Below are 21028 nucleotides of genomic sequence, written 5' to 3'. Positions count from 1 at the left end.
GTCACACTCGAAGTAGCCCTTGAAACGGGAAATACCATGCAATATCGATACATTCAATCCATCGTCGTAGTTGCCCTGATCGTCGCTCTCGTGAGCACACCGATCGGAACGACAGCAGCTCCCGCCGTCCGCTCAGCTGATACCCTTTCTGACCAGAGCGAACTGACAAATCGAACGGAGACCGAGGCATGGCTTGACAAGACGATGGCCCGCCAGTTGGAGGAGTACCACGTCCCGGGTGCGGCCGTGGTAATCGTCAACGACGGGGAGGTGGTCCTTGCGAAGGGCTACGGGTACGCGGAACTCGAATCCCAGCGACCGGTCGTCGCGAACGAGACCGTCTTCAGTATCGGCTCGACCGGCAAGCTCGTGACATGGACCGCCGTGATGCAAGGCGTCGAAGACGGGCAACTCGAACTCGACCGCGATGTCAACGAGTACCTGGCTGACTCTACGGTCACGGTGCCGGACACCTACGCCCAGCCCGTTACGCTCGAAGACCTCGGTACGCACTCGGCGGGATTCGAGGACACTTTCTCGGGAATGGTCGCTGACGACCCCGACGAGATACGTCCGATGGAGGAGATTCTCACCGATCACCAGCCGTCGCGGGTCAGGCCGCCGGGCCAGTTCGTCGCTTACTCGAACTACGGGACGGCGCTGGCCGGACACGCCCTTGCCGAGCAGTCCGACGCGAGTTTTAGTGAGTTGGTCGACGACCGTATTTTTATTCCGCTTGGTATGACCGATACGACGTACGCCCAGCCACTCCCCGACCGACTGGAGTCACGCCGGGCCATCGGATATACCCACCAGAACGGCGAGTACCAATCCCATAAACCGGTTATCTGGACGCTTCCGCCCGAAGGCGGATCGCTCCGCACGACTACGACCGACATGAGCCGTTTCATGATCGCACACCTGAACGAAGGTTCTTACAACTCGGAGCAGATCCTGAAGGCCGCGACGGCCCGCGATATGCACCGGCGGCACTTCACGAAGTCCGAGGAGGTGCCGGAACTCAACGGGATGGCTTACGGGTTCATTGAGATGGACCGCAACGGCGAGACGATCGTCGGTCACTGGGGCGACACACCGCGATTCAAGAGTCTGCTGGCGCTCTATCCCGAGCGTGATACAGGGATTTTCGTCGTCTACAACAGTCCCGGCGGCGGCCCCGCTCGGTTCGAACTCCTCCAGGCATTCACGGATCGGTACTACCCGCGGTCGGACACTCCCGTCGTGGAACCACCGGCTGGTGCCGCCGAACGGGCGCGCGAACTGACTGGTGACTACCGCTCGCTAACCATTTCGGAGTCCTCTTGGGAGCGTGTCCTCGGCGTGATGACGCGGACCTACAGCGTCAGAGCCACCGACGAGGGATATTTGACGACCGCTTCCCTGGGGGAAGAAACTCGTCGGTGGGTCGAACGGCGACCCGGCGTCTACGAGGAGGTCGGCGGGGGCGATCTGCTGGTCTTCCAGTTCGACAAGAACGGGCGTGCGACCCACCTGTTCCGACACTCATTCGGGCCGGCTACGTACGAGCGCGTCCCGTGGTACGAGAGTCTCACCGTGCTCCAGTCCGTCCTCGGAGCAGGCATCGTGGCCTTCCTCTCTGTCCTTTTGCTATGGCTCGGCGGGCCGGTGTGGCGACGCTGGCGAGGGAGTGACATTCCGAGCGACCATGAGCGGGCAGCCCAGTGGGTTCTGGGAACGATGAGTCTGCTCTGGCTGGTCGTATTGGTGATCTTCCTGTTCGCCTGGATCAATTTCAACGCTGAAGCCGCCTCGCCGTCGTTGGCGCTCCAGGCCGGGAAGGTCCTTCGGTACGTCGCCCTCGCCGGTACAGTCGGGGCCATCGTGGTAACGGGCTTCGCATGGCGCGATAGTTACTGGAGCCGGCCCGCTCGACTGCATTATTCGGTGGTGACGGCACTCGCGCTTCTGTTCGCCTGGCAACTGTCCTTGCTCGGCATTCTGCCGGTATAAAATCTATCCAAAGAACACGATACCAGAAGCAATAATCGTCCCTCGGAGTATCGCACAATGAGACAGCAGATTCGCGAGCGTGTCGATGCCCATCCGGTTGCGGCGTTTTTCGCGTTCGCCTACGCCATCTCGTGGGTGGCGTGGCTGGGTCCCCTCTTAGAACTGACCGAGCCAATCAGAACCCTTGGATTCATCCTCAGGGGTACGGCCCGTTCCTCGCAGCCCTCGTCGTCACGTGGCTCGGGAGCGATTCGGTTCAGGCGTGGTCACGCCAGATCGTCGACTGACGCGTCGCGCCGCGGTGGTACATCGCTGCGGTGACCATCCCGCTTCTAATCATCGCACTAACGAGCGTCGGCCTCACCGTCGGCGGCGCGTCCGTCAACCCTGAACTGCTCCCTGAGCGCGTCTCACTCGTCTTCGTCTCGTTCGTCACAATCGCACTCATTGGTGGTGGGAACGAGGAACCCGGCTGGCGAGGGTTCGCGCTCCCGAAGCTCCAGGAGCGATATGCACCCGTGCCAGCGACGCTCATTCTCGGTGTTGTCTGGGCGTTCTGTCACCTTCCGTTGTTGGCAACCGTCCGACAACGTTCCACGGGCTGGCGTCGTTCGTTGAGGTCGCGCCAACGACCGTGGTCCGAATCCTGAACATTGTCGGCGTTGCGTTCGTTCTAACGTAGATTAACAACGAGACTGGGAGTGTCCTGCTCGCCATCCTCACACACTGGGTTCAACACGGCCAACAGCACCCTCGTCCCGCTTCCACTCGACGTCATCAGTACCGGTGATTCTACGACGATCCTCGTGGTCACGACGGTCGCCCTCTGGGTGGTCGTGGCCATGCTGCTCGTGGATACGCGCGGTCAGCCCGGATATGAGGCCGGGGGCGATGGAACGACGACGGCAACTGCTGGTCGCGGCTCGAATACACGATGAAGATGGCGAGGACAGTTCCACAACGCCTTTGCCGGCATCGGGAGTCGAGACCGCTATGCTCTCCATCGCAAGCAATTCCTCGTTTGGCAAGCGGTTCGGTGTGTCTCTGATATTGGGTCTGCCAGGGATCGTGGCGCTCGTCGGCTATATTTTCCTCACGACACCGCCGAGTGCCATCCCGACCGGCCTGACGCTTCTGCTTCTCGCCGTCTCTTCGGGTGTCAACTCTTTGCTTTTCCTCGGCCTCGCATGTCTATTCGGCGCATATGCAGCGCCCCGAGTGGGATTGCGGTCGTACGTCATCGACGGGACGGGAACTGATGGCGGAATCTGGCAACGTCTCCGGAAGGATGTTGGACTGGCCGTCAGAATCGGCATCATCGGGGGCGTCCTGATAGTCGTCCTCGACGCGTTGCTAATGCCCTTTGTCGCCCAGGACCTGCCGCAATCAGTAATCGGAGCGACGAGGCCGACCCTTCTGGACGTCTTCGCGTACGTACCGGTCCGATTCCTCTACGGAGGAATCACCGAGGAACTTATGCTCCGGTTTGGGCTCATGTCGGTCATCGCGTTCGTCGGATGGCGTGTCACCGGCCATCGGACTGATGGCCCGGGACCGGCCGTAATGTGGGCCGCGATTGTGGTCTCCGCCGTGCTGTTCGGCGTGGGTCACCTCCCCGCGCTCGCCCAATCGGTCGATCTCACTCCAGCACTGATCGCCCGGACGGTCCTTCTGAACGCAGTCGCAGGCGTCCTCCTCGGGTGGCTGTACTGGCAGCGGAGCCTTGAGGCGGCGATGGTGGGCCACGCTGCGTTCCACGTCCCGCTGGTGGTGCTCTCGCTCGTACAGGTCGCGCTGCTCTGACAGTGTTGTGGATGGACACTATATTGAGATTGTACTAGCATACCGCCTGTATGGAGGTCACGGAAGCTCAACGAGAGATCCGGTTGGTGTATGTCAACGGTGCCGTCGGGCAATCTGTCTCAGGCGTGATTTGGTTGTTATCGGCTAGTCTCGGGACCTTTTTATCCGTTCAAGCGGGGGTAATTTCACTATTTGTCGTTAGGGTGTTCATTTTCCCACCCACACAACTCACACTCCGGCTTAGTGGTCGATCGGCCACGCTCAGTAGTGAGAATCCGCTTGACGGGCTTGCGGTGCAGGTCGCCTTCATCGTCCCGCTGCTGATTCCGGTTATCGGTGCGGCGGCCCTTTACAACATCAACTGGTATTATCCTGCGTTTATGCTTGTCGTCGGCGTCCACTATCTCCCATTTGTGTTTCTGTATGGCATGAAGGCGTACGCTGTCTTAGCCGCGGTTCTGATAGGGGAGGGGTGACGATTGGGTGGACACTACCGGAGAGTTTCGCTGTTGGTGGCTGGGTCACTGCAATCGCTCTACTCGTATTCTCACTATACGTCTGGCGTCATGATTGACCTGCCGGGCATCATCTTTCCCTCAGCATTGCTGAGTATGATACGCTCACTACCCCGCACAGCTACCTAACGGCTGTTGCAGTAGAGAGAGTGTCGCACTACTAGGGTTTCAACAGAGCCTGAATCTCGTACTTGGCCACGAGAGAGGGTCGCCACGACCCATAAGGACCGGTCGATAACGGAGATACCTCGGGTGTTCGAGTAACTTGGTCAGTTCGATTCGAGTGTTTCTGCCCACTCGACGAAGTTGGCGAAGACGACCATCACCACGATGAAGAACACGAGGAACACCCCGCCATGGAAGATATTGAATTGCCCCGAGAAGGCCAGCGAGACGAACAGGAACGCAGCTAATGCAGCAATAGCCCCGGCGAGATACATCCGTACTTGAGTCTCCATACTATCGAAACAACTCCTGAGACAATAGAATTGAGGGAGATATTTCATACCCTCTCCTCGATACTCGACTCAGGACATGGAGACGAGCGGCTTTTATTGAACCCCTCAGACGCTAAAAAGTCAGAGGAAGCAATTCGTTAGGAACAGAGAATACATCGACCGGATAGTTCGGATAGGCGTAATTCGAAGTTCCGGAGGTTGCACGTACCTATTTACACGCCTTCTGTGATTTTGGAGTATGGCACCTTCCGAGAGTGTAGACGACGACCAATTTTTCGGTGGACGAAGAGGCGTCGTAGCTCTCGCCGTTGCGTACGTCTCAGTTGGACTCGGGTTGGTCTATAGTCTCGCTACGGGGTCGATAGACCTTTTCAGCGGCGTTCTTGTTGCGATCGTCGTTGTAGTTGGGCTATCACTGTATATCCTCTACAAACGGGAGGGGTTGATGACTGCTGAGAACAGACTCATTGGCATCTTCGTTCTGATCGCAATGGGACTCCTGTTTGGACTCCTTGAATTCACCGACCTACCGTCAGAGATCGTCTATGGGATAGTATTCGCAGTCGGTGTCGTGGTTCCTGGTTTACTCCGACAGTACACGGACTACGGGAGTGACTGACCGCTTCGATTGATTCACTCGCACGCCCACCTAACAGCTGTTCCACCGGAGATAACATCGAACTAATAGGATGTCAACAGAGCCAGACGAGCAATACACCGTTCTGTCGGTCGAATCACACTGGTCTCTTCCTTCGGATGCTCGTTGTGTCTCGCTTGGGCTGCCATTACGAAGGAGTGACTTATTTCGGGCCGGGGGACAATAGCGGTCCTAACGCCCTCCATGACAGCTATCGAAACCACCGCACTGACCAAACGCTACGGCGAAACGACCGCCGTCGACGAACTCGACCTCACCGTCTCCGACGGCACTGTCTACGGCTTTCTCGGTCCTAACGGGTCCGGCAAGACCACGACGATGCGGTTGCTCATCGGCCTGACGACGCCACCCAGCGGCATCGCGACTGTCGCCGGCGTCTCCGTCACCGACCGCGACACCCTCCGTCCTCACATCGGCTATCTGCCCGAGGAACCACCACTCTATGAGCAGGCCACAGCGTACGAACAACTTGATTACGTCGCCGGACTCTGTGACCTCCCCCAGCAGAACACTTAGGACCGCATCGACGAACTCTTCGACCGACTCGGATTGTCGCCGAAGGACGCCGCCACCCGCATCGCCGACTACTTAAGGGGAATACGGCAGAAAGTCGCCTACGTCCAGGCCATCCTCCACAGCCCCGACATCGCCTTCCTCGACGAACCCACCTCGGGCCTCGACCCTCGCGCAGCTCGGACCATCCGCGAACTCACCAACGAGGGGACGACGGTCTTCCTCTCTACCCACATCCTCCCGGTGGTCTCGTCGTGGGAGGCTTCGCAGGCCGGTTCGCCGATGCGAATCTCGATAGAGGCAACTGGGAGCTTCGTGTGATGGCGTTCACCCTGCTGGTGAGCCTCCTCGTCGGCGGTTTGCTCGGCGCGCTCACCGGTTCGAGTTTGAGTAGAGGTGTCGGGAGTCGGGGTCGAAGTTCAACGACTCGTCCCCAATGATGTCAACGAGATCGGCCGGGGTCCACCGCTTGATGGGCTGGCGAAATATCGTAGACCGAACCAGAGATCCTCTGTATAGTTCGGAATCCCGCTCGTATGGTTCAGGAGCATCTGCACGGTCACGTTGTCGGCATATTTGAGATCGAACCATTCGTCAATGAAATCGGATAGCGAGATAGTCCCCTGCTGGACCTGGCGCATCACTAGCGTGGCCGTGAGGAGCTTGGTGACACTGCCGATGTAGAGGTGATAGTCGTGCGTGAGCGGGTCACCGTGATCCGCATTCCCGGCGACGCCACGCCAGATGGTCCCATCGTCGACAATCACAGCCGCCTGTAACCCAGTATTCGATCGTCGTTCGCTGAAGCGCTGAATCTCGGCCAACAACATATCAGCCGGAATTACCTCCGAGCTCGGTTCGGAGACACGGCTACCGGTTGCCGGCGATTCTGAAACCAAGTTGGTTCAATCCCGGATCCCTTCGAGATACTCTGTCCGTCGTATCCACCCCCCAATACCGAGTACACCGATCAGACCCGCCCCACTGGCCGTCTGTAGAATCCGGCGACGTGTACTTCTGGGGGTGTTCTCTCCTGATGAATCGTCTCTGCCTTCGATATCGTCTGTCCCCGACCCAGACTCATCTGGAGAGTGTGTCACAGACACTTACCCATTTTGAAACACGCATATTAGTTGGTCTGTATTCAGGGCGGGCAGTAAAGTGTGATTTCCTATAATTATACAAGGAGCAGGGAAAGAATCAGGTTCGCGACGGTAACAACGGTGAGTCCCGGCCAGATGCTTTCGGTACGGTGTGCAACAGTGCCGACGATGATCCCCAGTCCGAATGCGTAGACGGCGAGATACAGTAACGCCTGAACTGGATCAAAGAAGAACGCCGGAATTGACTGAAGCAGTGTGAATACAAGGGCCTGTCCGATGATGGCGTTCCGAGCTCGTGTCCGACGTGCGAGTAACTGAAGTAGCCAACCTCTGAAGAACAGCTCCTCACTGTAGAGCGTCACCAGGCCGCTAAATACTACTAGTGTTACCCACCTACCTGGGCCGTCGATTCGAACCAGCCATGCGAACGTCGGGTCGGGGCCTTCGAGCGCCAATGAGAGAAGTCGGTCGTACACCCCCGTCCAAGGTTCAACTAGCACGAGGAGGAGTCCATACGCAATGCCAGCCGCGACTGCACCTCGGAGGAAACGCTGCCACGTCAGCGGACGGAATCCGACACGGTTCGCGTCGCGGTATCGAATAAGGTTTGCTAGCGGAATTACCAGCCAAACGACGTGGAATATTGGTACAGTTGTCCCCAAGACGGCAACGGTCAGGGTAAGGATTACGAGTGCGAGAAGGGTCCAGAGCACTGCGAGTTGAGTTCGATCAAGCGGGAGTTTATGTTGAGACGCTTCCGTTGTGCTCCCGACATTCATAGACGATATAATTCTCACTACGAATACATCGGTATTAGGCCTTGCTAAAGCTCATATGGGGAAGTAATTCCTTGTGAATCTTGAACACTTACAGAGTGATACTACCGACATTTGCTCGCTCACCAGTTCGTCCACATATGCACTGTGACTGCGAGTCTCAACTATTAGAAGGCAGAGTCTGTATACCGATATTTGGTTTACGCCATTTTGTCATGCTTTTGCTTGTTATAGTACTTAGTTCGGTTGTGTAGAAGTGTACAACCCAATCACCAAAACTATAAAATAGCTAGTACGAAAACCCAGCACCCAGAAATGACCCGCCTTAAAATCACCCACCCCCGCAGAAATCCAGCTATACCTCCATGAGCAAGACCATCAACTGGAGTCACCACGACCTCGACGGTCTCGAAGAGCTGTACTGGGATGAAATCGCGCCCGCGTTGCGCCGTGACGGACGCGACCCCCACACCCGACCGTCCTACGAGACGCTCGCCGACCTCGGATACAGCGGTATCAGCTATACCCTTCGGCAACATCACGACCTCACTATCAAAGAGTTCCTCACCGACGTGGTCGGCCTTGACGACCCCACTGTTTCCAGTAAATCACCGGATGACTACGCCTGGCAGATTTCGTCCACCGAAACCATCGACGAGTTCGAAGCCTACCTACGCGCACTCGACCGCCGCCGGAAGCTTGCCGACTCCACACTCGCCTCAAAACGCACCCATCTGGCGACCTATGCGCAAATCTACGAGGACCTCCACGAAACGTCGGACCTCCTTACGCCGCTGTCTGATCCGTCAGAGCAGGCCGCCGAAACAGAGCGCGCCTACCAAGTTGTGGAGGTCCTCGACGACAAACTCGCGACCGACGGCACGAAGTTCACCTACGTCGGGACGGTCCAGGGCTGGTACGATCGACTCGACCGACACGGTGCGGCCGCTTACAATCCCTTGGACGGCGTGACGACCGACTTTGGCTGGGAGCGCGCCGAACCCGACAATAAGGCACTAGCACCTTCGGACGTCCGCGCACTCAACAACGAAGCCAACGCGGCCGAGGACCGCCTCCTGCTTGTTGCACTCGCCGCGTGGGGATTACGGTCGGGCGAGGTCGCGCGACTCCACGTGAATCAGTTCGTCGGTGTCGACTCCGAAGACCCACACCTTGAGTTCGAGGAGCGGAAGAACGGCCCGAGTACGGTCAGCCTCCTCTATGGCTTGGACGCCTACCGGGAGCGCCAGCGCGAACTCGTCGACGACTACGACGAGTGGAATGGCTACCTCTTTCCCTCGACGCAGGCTGAGACTGGACACATCGACTCGGATACTGTCCGGAATCGATTTCATCGACTCGCCGAACAGGCTGATGTCCGCGTCGACAGCGGCCTCCCGAAACCCCACATGGCCCGCCGATTCTGGTACAGCCAATATCAGGATGCGCTTGCGGACGTGCTCGACCGCCTCGATATCATCGCTGACGAACAGGGGAGTTCATCCGCAGACGTAGTGTATCAAAACTATCTTTCTGAGGAGAAACGCCGGGAAGCCCGGCGGCCTGCGATGCGAGAGTTGCTCGCAGACGCGTTCGGCGAGTAGGTGGAATTGAACGGAACTAGACTCAAGATATTGGACGAACACAAACACCAGAATATCGTCATGCCTGGTTCCTAATTCGGTAGCCGGAGAACATCAACGAAGCCTCAAAGCGAAGCGGCGTCAACAAACGCACTATGTAGAAGATTCGACAGGCATGGAACGACCTCAGCAACGCTGAACAGGTAGAGCTCCTGAAGTTCCTGTCGCGGATCGCTACTACACGGCTCCACGAATAGAATGACACCGAGACCACGACCAAATCTCGCTCTTATGTAGAGCTGCGGAAAGCCCCTGTAGTTACACTGAGCTGGCCATAATTCGGGAGTATGTCGTCTGCTCAGCCAGCGTTCGGCGCAATGTTTCGAGAGCTGATCGAGCTGGGCGTTGTCAAGATCGACACCGAGCCGCTCGATGCCCGCATCGAGCGGCGACTCAAGGACTTCTGGGAGAACACGTCCTGTCCACGCTGCGGGCACAACTCGGTTCAAACGTGGCCGCATCTCGACCGCGTGTGGTGCCGAGACTGCAACTTCAAGCCGGTCTACACCTACGGAACGCCGTTCCACGAGAAGCACCTCACCTGCGGCGAGGTACTTCTCGCATTCACGCTCTACGCTGATACCTTACTCAGTATCAACCAGATCGCGCCGTTGGTCGGGCGAGCCTACAAAACCATTCACACGGCGATTCGGGAGGTGGAAGCCGCGATTCATCGCGGCTTCCCCGTCGTCTGGAGCCTCCTCGACCAAACCATCGACGGACCGATACAAGTCGACGAATCTGGTGAGATCTGTTCGGGCTACAAAGGCCAAGAGCCGCCGCGGCACAGCCGTTCTCGCGGCGGCTCGTCCCAGAGAGGCCGATCACGCTGGCGAGGGCGTCACGGTGATCAACTGACGCTCGTCGCGGCGTGCCGCGACTCGCTTCGCGTGATCCGCGGCCAACTCGGCATCGACTACGACGGTGATCTTGAGCCAGTGATTCAGGCGGCTGAAGACCTCTCCCAGCCACTGGGAGAGGTCTGGACCGACGGTCTCCAAGCCTACCGAGAGATGGAGCGTGACCATCGAACCGTCGTGCACAAGGAACGGTACGTATCGCCCGAGGGCGTCCACATTAATCAGGCTGAGTGCCTGTTTTCGCTTGTTCAACCATGGCTGCGGAAGTTCCGCGGCCTGTCCAAGCAGGGCTTGGAACAGGCCGCTCGTACCTTCGGCATTGTTCGCTCACTCATCCTGGCTGGCAAATCCGTCGACTCAACCATTGAGTGTCTCGTTATCGGGGCTTTCCGCAGCTCTACATAAGAGCGCCAAATCTTAACCAACAGAAACTAGCCAACGCGAGACGCTGATACCCAATCGACGCGGTTTACAAGACCACGGCCGATCTCGAGGTGACGACCTACTCCCGAAAGACGACCGGTACTGGGAGATCGGGCCCACACCCGCGACCGAGCCGATCTTAAGCGTAACCGCGACAGTACCATCTGCTTCGACACCTCGCTCAACTACTACGACCACGACCCAGATGGTTTCTGGCAACTGTACAGCGAAGTGGTGAAAGTATTGGAGTACGAGTTCCCTGAGGCAGAGCTATACTACAGCAACTTCGGGGGATTAACCTACGGAACAAGCGATGTGTTGGTTAACCGGGTGTCACGGGGCTACCGGTTAAGTCCGAGTACCGCGGTATCGATACACATGGGGTAGTTGGCCAAACTCGGGGGATACGTTGACGCAAATGACCCCCTCATCGAAAACGCCTACGGAGACTCGGTTAAATCAAAATATCTACTTAAAAGGAAACCCGGTTTTATTGCAGAAAACCTGTATAAGAAGGCTCCAGCAGATTATCTTGAGGAAAGTGAACAACCCCATTATCTCCTCAAGTCCGAAAACTCCGGACTAAAGGTTTTTACGGCAATAAAGGGACTCCTGACAAAGAATACTCTACCAGTCGATACAAATCGTTTTGTATTGTCACCGATGAACAGGTCCACTTTTTAATTGGCAATACTGGCGGAGATTACCATTCAAACTCCCATATACGGAAATCACCGATTGTCAGTGGGTGAATATAGCCCATAATAATAAATACGTATTTAAGACCGATGAATTCGAGTACAAGTTCACCTTCGACAGAAATCTAAGTAAATACGAACTCAGGAAAATAACCAACTATGTCCGGCAAAAAGCCGGGATAGAAACAGATTCCTTCCCTACCCCTGAAACCACCCCCACTAAGGAAGCGACCAACAGACTCACTGGGTTACCGAACCTCCACCACAGCATCCGTAAGACACTGCAAAAGCGTCGGAAGCAACATGAGAAATTCCGCGACTTCATAGTCTGCAAAGACTCCCTCCGGAATAAAAAACGCACCCGGCTTGTTCTCTCCTCACACCGAGTGCTAGGGGTTCAAATCAAGAAAGATACTCCCGTGTACGAGGTGGCGTTAAGCCAAATTTCGGAAGTGGAAATCCGTGGCGGGATAATAAAGGAACTTTGGTTGTTCACGACCAACGGGACGAGAAAGGTCTGGCAAGTCCCGCCCGACACGGGCCCAGAATTCAAAGATAAGATTGAAGATGAAATGGGGAAGCCGATACGGCGGAACAAAGCTGAGGTGGACGCCGACCAGTCACTGAATGTCTCCCGGTCGGAACTGCAGTCGTTGATGCAGAACCTGGACAGCTACGATTTTGAGTATTTTGTTGCAGATCTTTGGGAGGAGCGAGGGTGGGATACCGAAGTCAGTCCCCGGTCTGGGGATGCGGGCGTCGATATCGTCGCGACACGCGGCCATCAGTCGGAGCAGAAGCAGGTGATTCAGACAAAGCGGTATGGCCCGAATACGTCCGTCGGCGGGCCAGAAATCCAGCAGTACGCCAGTCTCCAGCTACAGTTCCCGGATGCTGATGAAGTCTTGGTCGTGACGACGGGGTCGTTTACTGGGGCGGCCGAGGAGCGTGCTGAGGAACTGGATGTACTATTGGTGGATGGCCGTGAGCTTACGTTGCTCGTTGAGGACCACGACTTTACCGCTGTTTTGAGTTCGTATCTAACAGACGCTCAGAAACAACAAGGTTGAATCGAGATTCTTTCCTTTCGGCTAACGGTGGACTTGGCTGACGACGAAGTGAGCCGGGTGAGAATTGACGCTAAAGGTGTTGGAATCCATCAGTTCACTATTCGTGCGCCAGCTACGGCAGCAGCAGTGTAGATGATGATTTTTCCTGGGTCATACCCCTTCATGACCCCTACGATAAGAATTACCACAAAGAACAGAGTCCACTTGAAGGAGCAACGACTGACTGCTGGCCCTATCCATTGTCTCCAAAGATGATGTCCGAGAACCTTGTCAAATCCTCGACCGCATTCATAAAAGAACGCGACTGGCCATATAAATCCAGGAGCAAAGACGGTTACTGGAAGAATAGATAATCGCAGTACAGTATGCCATATGAAGGCCTTGTGATACCGGCAACTCGACTCCGGTGGGAAATGCTTATTACGGGGTTTTTTGCCCGCCTTTGACGGACCGCCCTTACTCAACTATGCCGCGTCCAAGCTTCTGGCGGACGCGGCGCTCCGAAGGAAAGCTGACCTCCGATGGCGCGGGGAGGTCTCGCATAATCGCCATGTTAGAACGCTTGGGTTATCAAGGTTTCCCACGTGCGCGCACGGGAGATGGTGTGGTTGAGTTATATAATCCTTCTATGTCGGGGTTGATTCATCATGTTCATCAACACAGTCCGCCCAACGCCGGCCGGATTGAATCCTCCACCCGCCATGCTACGTTCGTAGGCTCCGTCGACGAGCCGGTCGTATCGGTCCTGATTCTCACGGCGGAAAGTTCAGGTATGGCTACCAGTCGTCTTTCCAGGCGTTGAGCTGGTCGCAATGGGTCGGTTGGTTCTGCCCATACCGAGATTGGTCCCTCTGCTGTAAAACATCGTAAGCCACACCAGCAACGGATGAGTGGACAGTTCGGTAGTGGATATATGCAACTCGGCGAGCGGCACGGTGATTTCGATGGCAACCGACAAGGTAGCTCCCACTGTTATCGAGTTCGGTGAGAAACAGCATTTTCACGTCCTGCTGGCACCGACTCTGATTAGTAGCTCGACGGCAACCGGCCTCGCCATTTGCGTACACGCATGATGGCGGTATCGAAATAATACAGTCGTGAGACAATTCATTGTCAGTCATGGTCGATTCGTACATGTTCACGGCAGTACTGTTCGTGTACCTGTTCTTGTTGCGGGTGCCGCCAGCGGAATTGCCGTGGTTTGACTCGTCGTTGACGGTTGGTCTAGTCTCCCGGTTGCTTGGTTTTGATAAACTGGCGTCTAAGAACGGCGAAGCTCCTTCAGTCTTCAACACCGATATCCGCCAAACCATCCTCAAGCATTTCTTTGAGCTCCTGATTCATTTTCTCGCCTTCCTTCCCATGATGAATTTGTTTGTGACAGGTAGGACAGAGAGCAACGACCGTATCCGGGTGATCAACACCACCTTCGCCAAGTTCATCCACGTGATGAACTTCAAGATACGGATCGCCATCATCAGTCAAGAACGGAGCAGAATCATCGCAATATTCACAGATGCCATCAGCACGAGTTTTAGCATACTGCTTAATAGCCGGTGCACGAACGTATCTTGACCCAACTAGTTCAGACGTGTCTCTTACTGGATCATCACTAGCAGCTGATTCAGCCTTCTTCCGTAATTCTACTAACTCACGATTTTTCGACCCGATTAGTTCCGAATTAGAGGAAGATTTATCCCCATCACATTCTTTATTTCGGGGTTCAATGTCACTCTTGTCATCTGAATCCCGTATAGATTCTTCTATTGCTTCATCTTCAACCGTTTCCGATGTCTTTTCTTGTTTACTGTCTTTTCTATGTGAGTCAATTCCTTGTGATTCTTCAGAGACCTCACCAATATGTTTAATATCTGATTTATGGTTTGCTATAGTAGATTGAGACTTAGGCCGATTTGATGTTGTAATCAATACAATTTCGTTACCTCGGACTACTGATCCTCCTACCTCAAGATTCAGATGTCCATCAAAGCTGTCAAGAGAACCAGAAATTGGTTCGGCTTCTTTCCGAACTACACTCACTTGCTCTCCGGCTAAATCCTCCAAGACGTCAATTGGGGTCACGGACACGTCCTAATGGTGTGAGAGATTCCGTTTAAGTGTACCGCCAAGTCGAAATCATATCTCCGGGTGATCGTATCTGTCGAAACTAAACCCGGCTTTTTCGGACAATTTAGTGCCGTTTGTGGAACTCCAGAACATCTTCTTTGATTGTTTTTCTATAAATTAATTTACTTTAGTGGTACCGCTCACTCCGGCTTGGATTCCTCTTGGTGAAATTCGGCAGGTTGTCGCCCAGGCTTGAGTGGTAGAATAACAGCCAAGAACAGATGGTAGCTGGCCAGATGGAGAGCATGTTGTGCGTCCAGGTGTAGGCAGGGTAGTGGTCACGGAGTTTCCAAGAGATCAGGAACGCGAGCACTCCTACTGTGTATGCCGCGTAGGTGTCGGGGTTGCCGTCGAAGATAGCGAATACGTTCTGTGTGCTGTAGACGTTGACAAAGGCTCTGCTGAGCAGGACAATCACTGCGAGCATCTGTACGACTGATAGTGGACCGAAGATTCCTTCGACAATGTTCCGGAGTTGGATGGATATGAAGACGGTTGAGCCAATAAATATGATGAGAGCTATCTGCATCCCGGTTTTGGAATCAGCACCGAACAATTGGAGGAAGTCATGGAGACTCTCGTCTGCCTGTATGCTTGACCATGCTTCGTGAATTAGCCCGAAAACTAGAATCAAGAAGATGTACTCAAGTAGGTAGTAGTTCTCGTGAATCCATCGGGAGAGGAGATGGCTAAGGCCGGATAAACTCAGTAGCACTAGGATTTGGGTATCGTATTTCTCGACAAATTCCATCCAGCTCATCAGTTCTTTTCGGTTATTTTCATTCATTCAATATGAAACCTATGTCAAAATCCGAGATGTCCTTGACGAGTCTACAGACGGTGGTACAGAGTGAGTAAGTATTCGACGGAGGTCAAATGCGCCTCCGCCCATCGGCGAACGTTAAAAATTCCAGTAGCTGGTAGTCCGAATTCATCACTTAGAATTATCTGTGGAACCTCTAGTAGACACTAAGCACTCATGTGTAGTTTTGGATAGCTTTTTAAACTCGGGGGTAAATTTTCTTGTAACTAAATAGAACCCAAAATGGAGAATGAGATTCAAGTTCCTTGGTCAGAGCATACTGTAATCGAGAAGTCAGAACTGCTGGATAAGCTCTCTGATGCTGGTGAATGGCGTGAGAATAAGATTAGGGCGTCCTCTTTTATCGTCAGCCCAAGTTACGGAACGCTGGATTATGATGGATTCGTGAATTTTCTTCGAAACAAATTCATGTTCTTTGCGCTGTCGGAAGAAGAGATTCAGGAGTACGATCGGCCTCATCTTGAAGCACAGCAGCTCTCAGACTACAGAGATGATGCTAAGATGGATGGTAAGTGGGGAGAGCTGATTCTATTTACAATGGTTGAAGGTTTCCTTGACATCCCCATGATGTCGCACAAGCTTGGGTGGAAACAAAACCCGACTGATCAGGTTAAGGGATCTGACGGCCTCTTCTTCGGGGAATACGAAGGATCCCCGACGTTAGGAATTGGTGAGGCGAAGATGTACACCGATTTGGACGATGGGGTTGAGGAAGCTCTTGACAGCACAGATCGATTCCACGGAGAAGATAGCCAACTCCGAAATCAGCACGAGTTAACGGTTGCTATGGGTAATCCGAGCGATAATCTCTCGAAAGAGAAGATCGAACTGCTCTCATCCCTTTTCACGGGGGAATCCCAAGATTACCAAATGCTACACCCAATTTTCGTCGGATATGAGGATGAGGAGCTGGAGGAATTCCAGACAAAGCCGGTCGAGGACGATCAGGAACTAGTAGACCAGCTCCAAGACCATGTCGAGGATACTGACTTACTCTCCAAAGTAACCGACTCTCTGGAGAGTGACTACAGTCACCTTCGAAAACACTGGCTGACATTCTTTTTCCTCCCACTAGAGGACAAAGATCGGTTTGTAGAGAACGTTAAAGCGGCTATCTACCCCTGGACAACGAACCACTAATGTCTACATACGAAAACGCAGCGGACCTGGAGTTCTTCAATGACTGTCTGGACACACTGATAAAAGATTTGCTCTATAATGATCTCGGCGTTACAGATTATCGTTGGGATCAGAATTCGGAGAGTAAACTCCAAAAGAGTGCTTGGGTGGCATCACTTCTCGCTTCCAGTGATGACGAGGAACACCAGTCCAAGGCCCTTTCCTTTGCGATTCTCGCATATATTGAGAAGCGAGGGACCGATGACGAGGAGATGTACGAACGGTACCTCTATATTGTTCTCTCTCGCATTGGCAATCTTCAAACGTTCAATACCGTTCGGCGAGAACAGGCAGATGTCAGCTTCGAGGAGAGGCTCATTTCATCGCTTGACTCTGCGTTAGGCCTCGAGCTGAGTTCTGACCTCCAGCAACACGAACTCGGTGATGGGACTGTGCTGTCCTCCTTCCAGAAGGATATCCTAAATGCGCTTCAGGCAGGGAAGGATATCGCGATATCCGGTCCGACATCTTCCGGGAAGTCATTCATACTCCGGAAATACATCCAGAGAGAGCTCGAAAGCGAGGATGTCTTCGAAGCAATCTACGTCGTCCCGACTAGAGCACTCATTGCGGAGGTGAGCGAAAAGCTCTCCAGTCTTAACGATGATCTAGACGGAGAGCAAGAGATTGAGGTCAGAACCGGCGCATATTTCGAGGAGGAATCAGAGGATCTGGAAACAGATTTGAACTCATTCTTAGTAGTTACTCCTGAGCGGTGTCTGCGACTCATCGACGAGGACACTAGGGCGAGGATTGAGCCAGACCTGATATTCTTCGATGAGATTCAGAACGTCCAGGACGGGCAGAGGGGTGTCTTATTCGAGGATATCATTCAATTACTCAGTGAATCCTGGCCGGAAACTCAAATCGTCGCCGCAGGTCCCTATCTTGAGGAGCCACAGGATACTCTAAGCAGCCTGACAAACCGAGAGGTCGTACAGATCAAAACCGCATTTACACCGGTCCTTCAAATGAAGGCGATTATTCGGTTTAAGAGAGCAAAAAACCAATCCAGATCTAGACGGATGGTTGATGTTGTCCTCTACAGTCCTTCTGGAGACAAATTAGAGTTCACGATAGCCGAACCGGACGACCTCACGTATACTACGGTCAACAATAGCAAGACTAGAGCACTGACCACCATAATCGATGAATATGGGCAAAATAGCCAGAATCTGGTATATGCCAGCAAAACCAATCTAGCCGAGGATCGAGCTGACGCTATCGCAAACAACCGGAACCGAGAGATAACGTCTGCGAGAATCGATGATCTCACCGAATTTCTGAAGAACACGATCCACGAAGACTATCCACTCATTGACCACCTCGAAAAAGGAGTGGCCTTCCACCATGGCCGAGTTCCGAAGATTGCGAGGGAGGAGATAGAAGACCTCTATCGCTCGAAGGTGGGGCTAGATACAATCGTATGTACTTCTACTCTATTGGAGGGAGTGAACCTCCCCGCAGAGAAAATCTTCCTAACCAGTGCATATCGAGGAGACGATGAGCTGTCAGAACTCGACTTTCAGAACCTCGTCGGACGGGTCGGTCGTGTTGATTCTCGCTTGTACGGTTCTATCTATTGCGTTGAGGCCGAAGATGACGAGTGGGTGGATGAGAAATTGGATAGCGATACGGAGGAATCGGTCAACCCCGCTACCTCGCAAGCTACAGACAACCCGAACAAACTCATCACCGCGCTCGGTAGCAACGACCTCCGGCAGCTCAAAGACGCATCGACGCGGTATACGTCGGTTCTACTTCGCTCTCGCTACCTCAAGTCCGACTACGATGTCGACGAATATCTCTCCAACAAGGGGCTCTCGGATTCAGATATCTCATCGGCAAAAGAGGAACTCGATCGGACTCTTGAAGACATCGAAATCCCGGAAAAACTGCTGAGGCGGAACCCAACTGTTGATCCGGTGGAGCAGAACACGCTCTACAGGCTGGTAATGAAGAATCCGGAAAGGTGGGTGATTGGTGAGAATACGGCAGAATACAGTTACGATAAACTTATGCGGATCACTCAGCAGTTGAATCAGGTATTCAAGTTCACCAAGGATGATGAATACGGGATCGACCCCCCAAACCGAGAAACGAAGCACGGAGCGCTGGAGCCGATCGTAGTAGTTGCTAATCAGTGGCTTCGGGGAGAGACGTACAAGTCCATGATCGATTCTAGGCAAGCAAACGTTGGGGATGAGGGTCTGAGTAAGTGTATTAGAACAATCCTTGACCTCGTGAACGACGACGTTCGATTTATTCTGGTTAAGTACTACGGGATGCTGGTCGATATACTTGAAGAATCTGACTACGAAATGGGTAAGTGGGCAAGCAACTTCGACCAGATGTTGGAGATGGGATCGATGAACTTCGGAGAACTGCGTCTTATGTCCAAAGGTGTAGATCGGTCAGTCGCGCTGCAGTTGAGAATACCGCCGGACGTCGATAATGTCGAAGAATTTCTTAAAAATCGTCAAGGGAAGATTCCCGAATTCTTCGCTCGGCACCTAGAGTCTCAGGGAGTCTTATAGGTCATCCGAATGCCGCACACTAACTCAGGGGCTGTGTTGAAGCCACCGTATGGGGACTCCTCCACGACTGTAGGGTTATGGGTAGTTCAGTCAGGACCCAGCAGTGAATGCGACATCACTCGATAGTGACCAGATGAAGGACGTCGACCCGTCCGGGCTTAGAGGCCGGAAATCGGTTTCGCCAGTCGGTTTTCGAGACGGTGACAAGCTGGTGATCAACTCCTCCCTCTAACGGTTTTGCGTAAATAGACAGTACCCGTGTTCTCAGTTTTTAATACCGACTGAATAAAGAAATCGTGCTGCCAACTATGCTAGAGCGATTCAACAGTCCCACAGAAATCTATTTATCGCCGATCTCGGAGAGTCGAACCTGAATTTCGTCAGCGTCGGCGTCCGAGAGGGCTTCGAGCCCAAACTGCACGAGGAGTGGGTAGAAATGCCGGTTCTTCTTGAATTCGTCACGACCGGCTTTCCGGAGTTTCAGTTGGGACTCAAGGTACGTATCCTCCAAATCATCGAGGATGTTGTCCGGGATGTAGATCGTCCGGCCGTTCCATTCGTCCTTGATGTTCGTCTTGCTCGTTTTATTCGTTTCACTCGATGAAGTCGTTTCCTTCGTTTCGTTCGGTGAGCTCGTCTTCTGTGTTTCAGTCGATGAACTGGTTTGGTCGGTTTCAGTCGCCTCGTTCGTTTCTTCTTCCTCGTTGTTTTCGTAGTTGCCTTCGATACCTGAGGCATCACCCCAGCCATCACTCATGTTTTCACCTCCTCCCGAGCAGTCTTCTCAAACGTCTCGTCAAGGAGATCAGCGATTTCAGTGAATAACTGGCGGGCATCCTCAACGCGCTTGTTCTCTTTGTCGAAGCCGAAAATGGACGTTCCTTGGCCGATTGATTGGGACAGGTCGGTGCGCTTCGGAATCTGGAAAACCGGTAGTGAATATGCTGATTCGATTTCTGCAATCGTATTCCGGTGTTCGCCATTCTGCTCGACGCGATTGCACATGATTGCGAGACGGTTGATGTCCCCGTAGGCTGGTTCGAGCGATCTGAGCTGTTTTGCGAAAATCTGGAGGCTATTGGCGTTTAGCTTCTCCGGAATCACAGGGATAATCACGTTTCCTGTAGCGACGAGTGCGTTATCGGTGAGAACGTTGAGTGACGGTGGGGTATCGACGATGATGTAATCGTAGTCTTTGTCAAGTTCATCGAGGGTCATACCCAGTCGCTCTCGACTCTTGGGAGCTTCGAGCAGCGTCTGGATGTTCTTATTGTTCGCGAGCTTCTCGCTGGCAGGGAGAATATCGAACTCCTCATGTTCGACGATGACGTCGTTCACTGCCTCCATTTGGTCGAAGTCGAGTACGTCGAAGAGCGTGGTCCGGTCTGTGTCGTAGTAGAGATCGTTGTAGCCGAGTGAACATGTGAGCCCGCCGTGGTAGTCGATGTCGACGAGGAGGACATCGTGTCCTCGTGCGGCGAGAGCGCCGCCGGTATGGATGACGTCCGTTGTTTTCCCGGCACCTCCTTTCTGATTCGCTACGGTGATTCGTGAAGTGTTCGTGTCGCTCATATCGGTCGTTATCTGTGATGAGTTCGTTGTGCTCGTTTTGTTCGTTTCGCTCGTTACGATTGGTGCGTTCAGTGCGGGTGTTTCGCTCGATGAATGGAATACCATCCTGTTAAATCCTACCGTTCGTTATGCTCATTGAATAGAACGTATTCGTTTTTATCAATTAATTCGTTATGCTCGTTTCTTTCGTTTCGTTCAACGAGTACATAGATAGTCGATTTCAGCGCCATCTAATTTAATCCGGAGAGCCGTTCATTACACTCGTTGCACTCGTTCTA

Annotated in this window: 18 protein-coding genes and 1 pseudogene; 12 read left to right on the top strand and 7 right to left on the bottom strand. The window is 53.7% G+C overall.

The genetic code is table 11. The features are described 5' to 3' along the window. The first annotated feature begins 36 nt into the window (after positions 1–36). The 4 genes from P2T57_RS19890 (at position 37) to P2T57_RS19880 (ending at position 4271) form a co-directional block, all read left to right on the top strand. Positions 37–1992, top strand: coding sequence for a serine hydrolase domain-containing protein (locus tag P2T57_RS19890; protein WP_276302734.1), 1956 nt, complete (start codon positions 37–39; stop codon positions 1990–1992). A 317-nt stretch (positions 1993–2309) separates the two neighbouring features. Next, positions 2310–2642: a CPBP family intramembrane glutamic endopeptidase gene (locus P2T57_RS20420; RefSeq protein WP_420028571.1), complete on the top strand. Its 333-nt coding sequence runs from the start codon at positions 2310–2312 to the stop codon at positions 2640–2642. A 343-nt stretch (positions 2643–2985) separates the two neighbouring features. Continuing rightward, the gene (locus P2T57_RS19885; RefSeq protein WP_276302733.1) at positions 2986–3795 is read left to right on the top strand and encodes a CPBP family intramembrane glutamic endopeptidase; all 810 of its coding nucleotides are present in this window, start codon (positions 2986–2988) and stop codon (positions 3793–3795) included. A gap of 50 nt (positions 3796–3845) precedes the next feature. Continuing rightward, entirely contained in the window at positions 3846–4271 is a 426-nt protein-coding gene (locus tag P2T57_RS19880) for a DUF7010 family protein (RefSeq protein ID WP_276302732.1), read from the top strand. 308 nt (positions 4272–4579) lie between these two features. Here the strand turns inward: P2T57_RS19880 and P2T57_RS19875 are convergent, their stop codons facing one another. Next, complete coding sequence (locus tag P2T57_RS19875) at positions 4580–4768, bottom strand: hypothetical protein (RefSeq protein ID WP_276302731.1); 189 nt, start codon at positions 4766–4768, stop codon at positions 4580–4582. Positions 4769–5006: 238 nt separating this feature from the next. On the opposite strand from P2T57_RS19875, the gene P2T57_RS19870 reads away from it, so the two are divergent. Together P2T57_RS19870 and P2T57_RS19865 are read left to right on the top strand one after the other, a co-directional pair. After that, a complete protein-coding gene (locus P2T57_RS19870; protein WP_276302730.1) occupies positions 5007–5387 on the top strand; it encodes a DUF7987 family protein in 381 nt (126 codons plus the stop codon). Between the two features lie 222 nt (positions 5388–5609). Further along, positions 5610–6188: pseudogene (locus P2T57_RS19865) on the top strand (ABC transporter ATP-binding protein); the annotation flags it as partial. A 170-nt stretch (positions 6189–6358) separates the two neighbouring features. Here P2T57_RS19865 and P2T57_RS19860 read toward each other — a convergent pair. Then, positions 6359–6769, bottom strand: a complete 411-nt coding sequence (locus P2T57_RS19860) for a serine hydrolase domain-containing protein (protein WP_276302729.1) — start codon at positions 6767–6769, stop codon at positions 6359–6361. A 347-nt stretch (positions 6770–7116) separates the two neighbouring features. Further along, complete coding sequence (locus tag P2T57_RS19855) at positions 7117–7821, bottom strand: CPBP family intramembrane glutamic endopeptidase (RefSeq protein WP_276302728.1); 705 nt, start codon at positions 7819–7821, stop codon at positions 7117–7119. Positions 7822–8183: 362 nt separating this feature from the next. Here P2T57_RS19855 and P2T57_RS19850 point away from each other — a divergent pair, with 362 nt between their 5' ends. The 4 genes from P2T57_RS19850 (at position 8184) to P2T57_RS19835 (ending at position 12512) form a co-directional block, all read left to right on the top strand. Then, positions 8184–9422, top strand: a complete 1239-nt coding sequence (locus tag P2T57_RS19850) for a tyrosine-type recombinase/integrase (RefSeq protein ID WP_276302727.1) — start codon at positions 8184–8186, stop codon at positions 9420–9422. A gap of 326 nt (positions 9423–9748) precedes the next feature. Beyond that, positions 9749–10726: an IS1595 family transposase gene (locus P2T57_RS19845; protein ID WP_276302590.1), complete on the top strand. Its 978-nt coding sequence runs from the start codon at positions 9749–9751 to the stop codon at positions 10724–10726. Positions 10727–11131: 405 nt separating this feature from the next. Further along, the gene (locus tag P2T57_RS19840) at positions 11132–11428 is read left to right on the top strand and encodes a hypothetical protein (protein ID WP_276302726.1); all 297 of its coding nucleotides are present in this window, start codon (positions 11132–11134) and stop codon (positions 11426–11428) included. A 64-nt stretch (positions 11429–11492) separates the two neighbouring features. Continuing rightward, positions 11493–12512 (top strand): restriction endonuclease, encoded by a 1020-nt coding sequence (locus P2T57_RS19835; RefSeq protein WP_276302725.1) that lies wholly within the window; start codon positions 11493–11495, stop codon positions 12510–12512. Positions 12513–13793: 1281 nt separating this feature from the next. Here the strand turns inward: P2T57_RS19835 and P2T57_RS19830 are convergent. Together P2T57_RS19830 and P2T57_RS19825 are read right to left on the bottom strand one after the other, a co-directional pair. Next, positions 13794–14600, bottom strand: a complete 807-nt coding sequence (locus tag P2T57_RS19830) for an HNH endonuclease (RefSeq protein ID WP_276302724.1) — start codon at positions 14598–14600, stop codon at positions 13794–13796. Positions 14601–14766: 166 nt separating this feature from the next. Then, positions 14767–15399, bottom strand: a complete 633-nt coding sequence (locus P2T57_RS19825; RefSeq protein ID WP_276302723.1) for a hypothetical protein — start codon at positions 15397–15399, stop codon at positions 14767–14769. 285 nt (positions 15400–15684) lie between these two features. On the opposite strand from P2T57_RS19825, the gene P2T57_RS19820 reads away from it, so the two are divergent. Continuing rightward, positions 15685–16602 (top strand): HamA C-terminal domain-containing protein, encoded by a 918-nt coding sequence (locus tag P2T57_RS19820; protein WP_276302722.1) that lies wholly within the window; start codon positions 15685–15687, stop codon positions 16600–16602. Continuing rightward, a complete protein-coding gene (locus P2T57_RS19815) occupies positions 16602–19178 on the top strand; it encodes a DEAD/DEAH box helicase (RefSeq protein WP_276302721.1) in 2577 nt (858 codons plus the stop codon). Before P2T57_RS19820 ends, P2T57_RS19815 begins: the two co-directional genes overlap by 1 nt. A gap of 340 nt (positions 19179–19518) precedes the next feature. Here P2T57_RS19815 and P2T57_RS19810 read toward each other — a convergent pair whose 3' ends face one another. Together P2T57_RS19810 and P2T57_RS19805 are read right to left on the bottom strand one after the other, a co-directional pair. Beyond that, positions 19519–19935, bottom strand: coding sequence for a DUF8160 family protein (locus P2T57_RS19810; protein ID WP_276302720.1), 417 nt, complete (start codon positions 19933–19935; stop codon positions 19519–19521). Beyond that, positions 19932–20750 carry a ParA family protein gene (locus P2T57_RS19805; protein ID WP_276302719.1) on the bottom strand — a complete coding sequence of 273 codons (819 nt, stop codon included), beginning with the start codon at positions 20748–20750 and terminating at the stop codon, positions 19932–19934. Before P2T57_RS19805 ends, P2T57_RS19810 begins: the two co-directional genes overlap by 4 nt. Positions 20751–21028 lie beyond the last annotated feature (278 nt).

This window comes from Halorussus lipolyticus, assembly GCF_029338375.1.
GTDB classification, from domain to species: domain Archaea; phylum Halobacteriota; class Halobacteria; order Halobacteriales; family Haladaptataceae; genus Halorussus; species Halorussus lipolyticus.
Note: the sequence above shows the minus strand (reverse complement) of the source record. Positions and strands in the feature narration are given on the sequence as shown.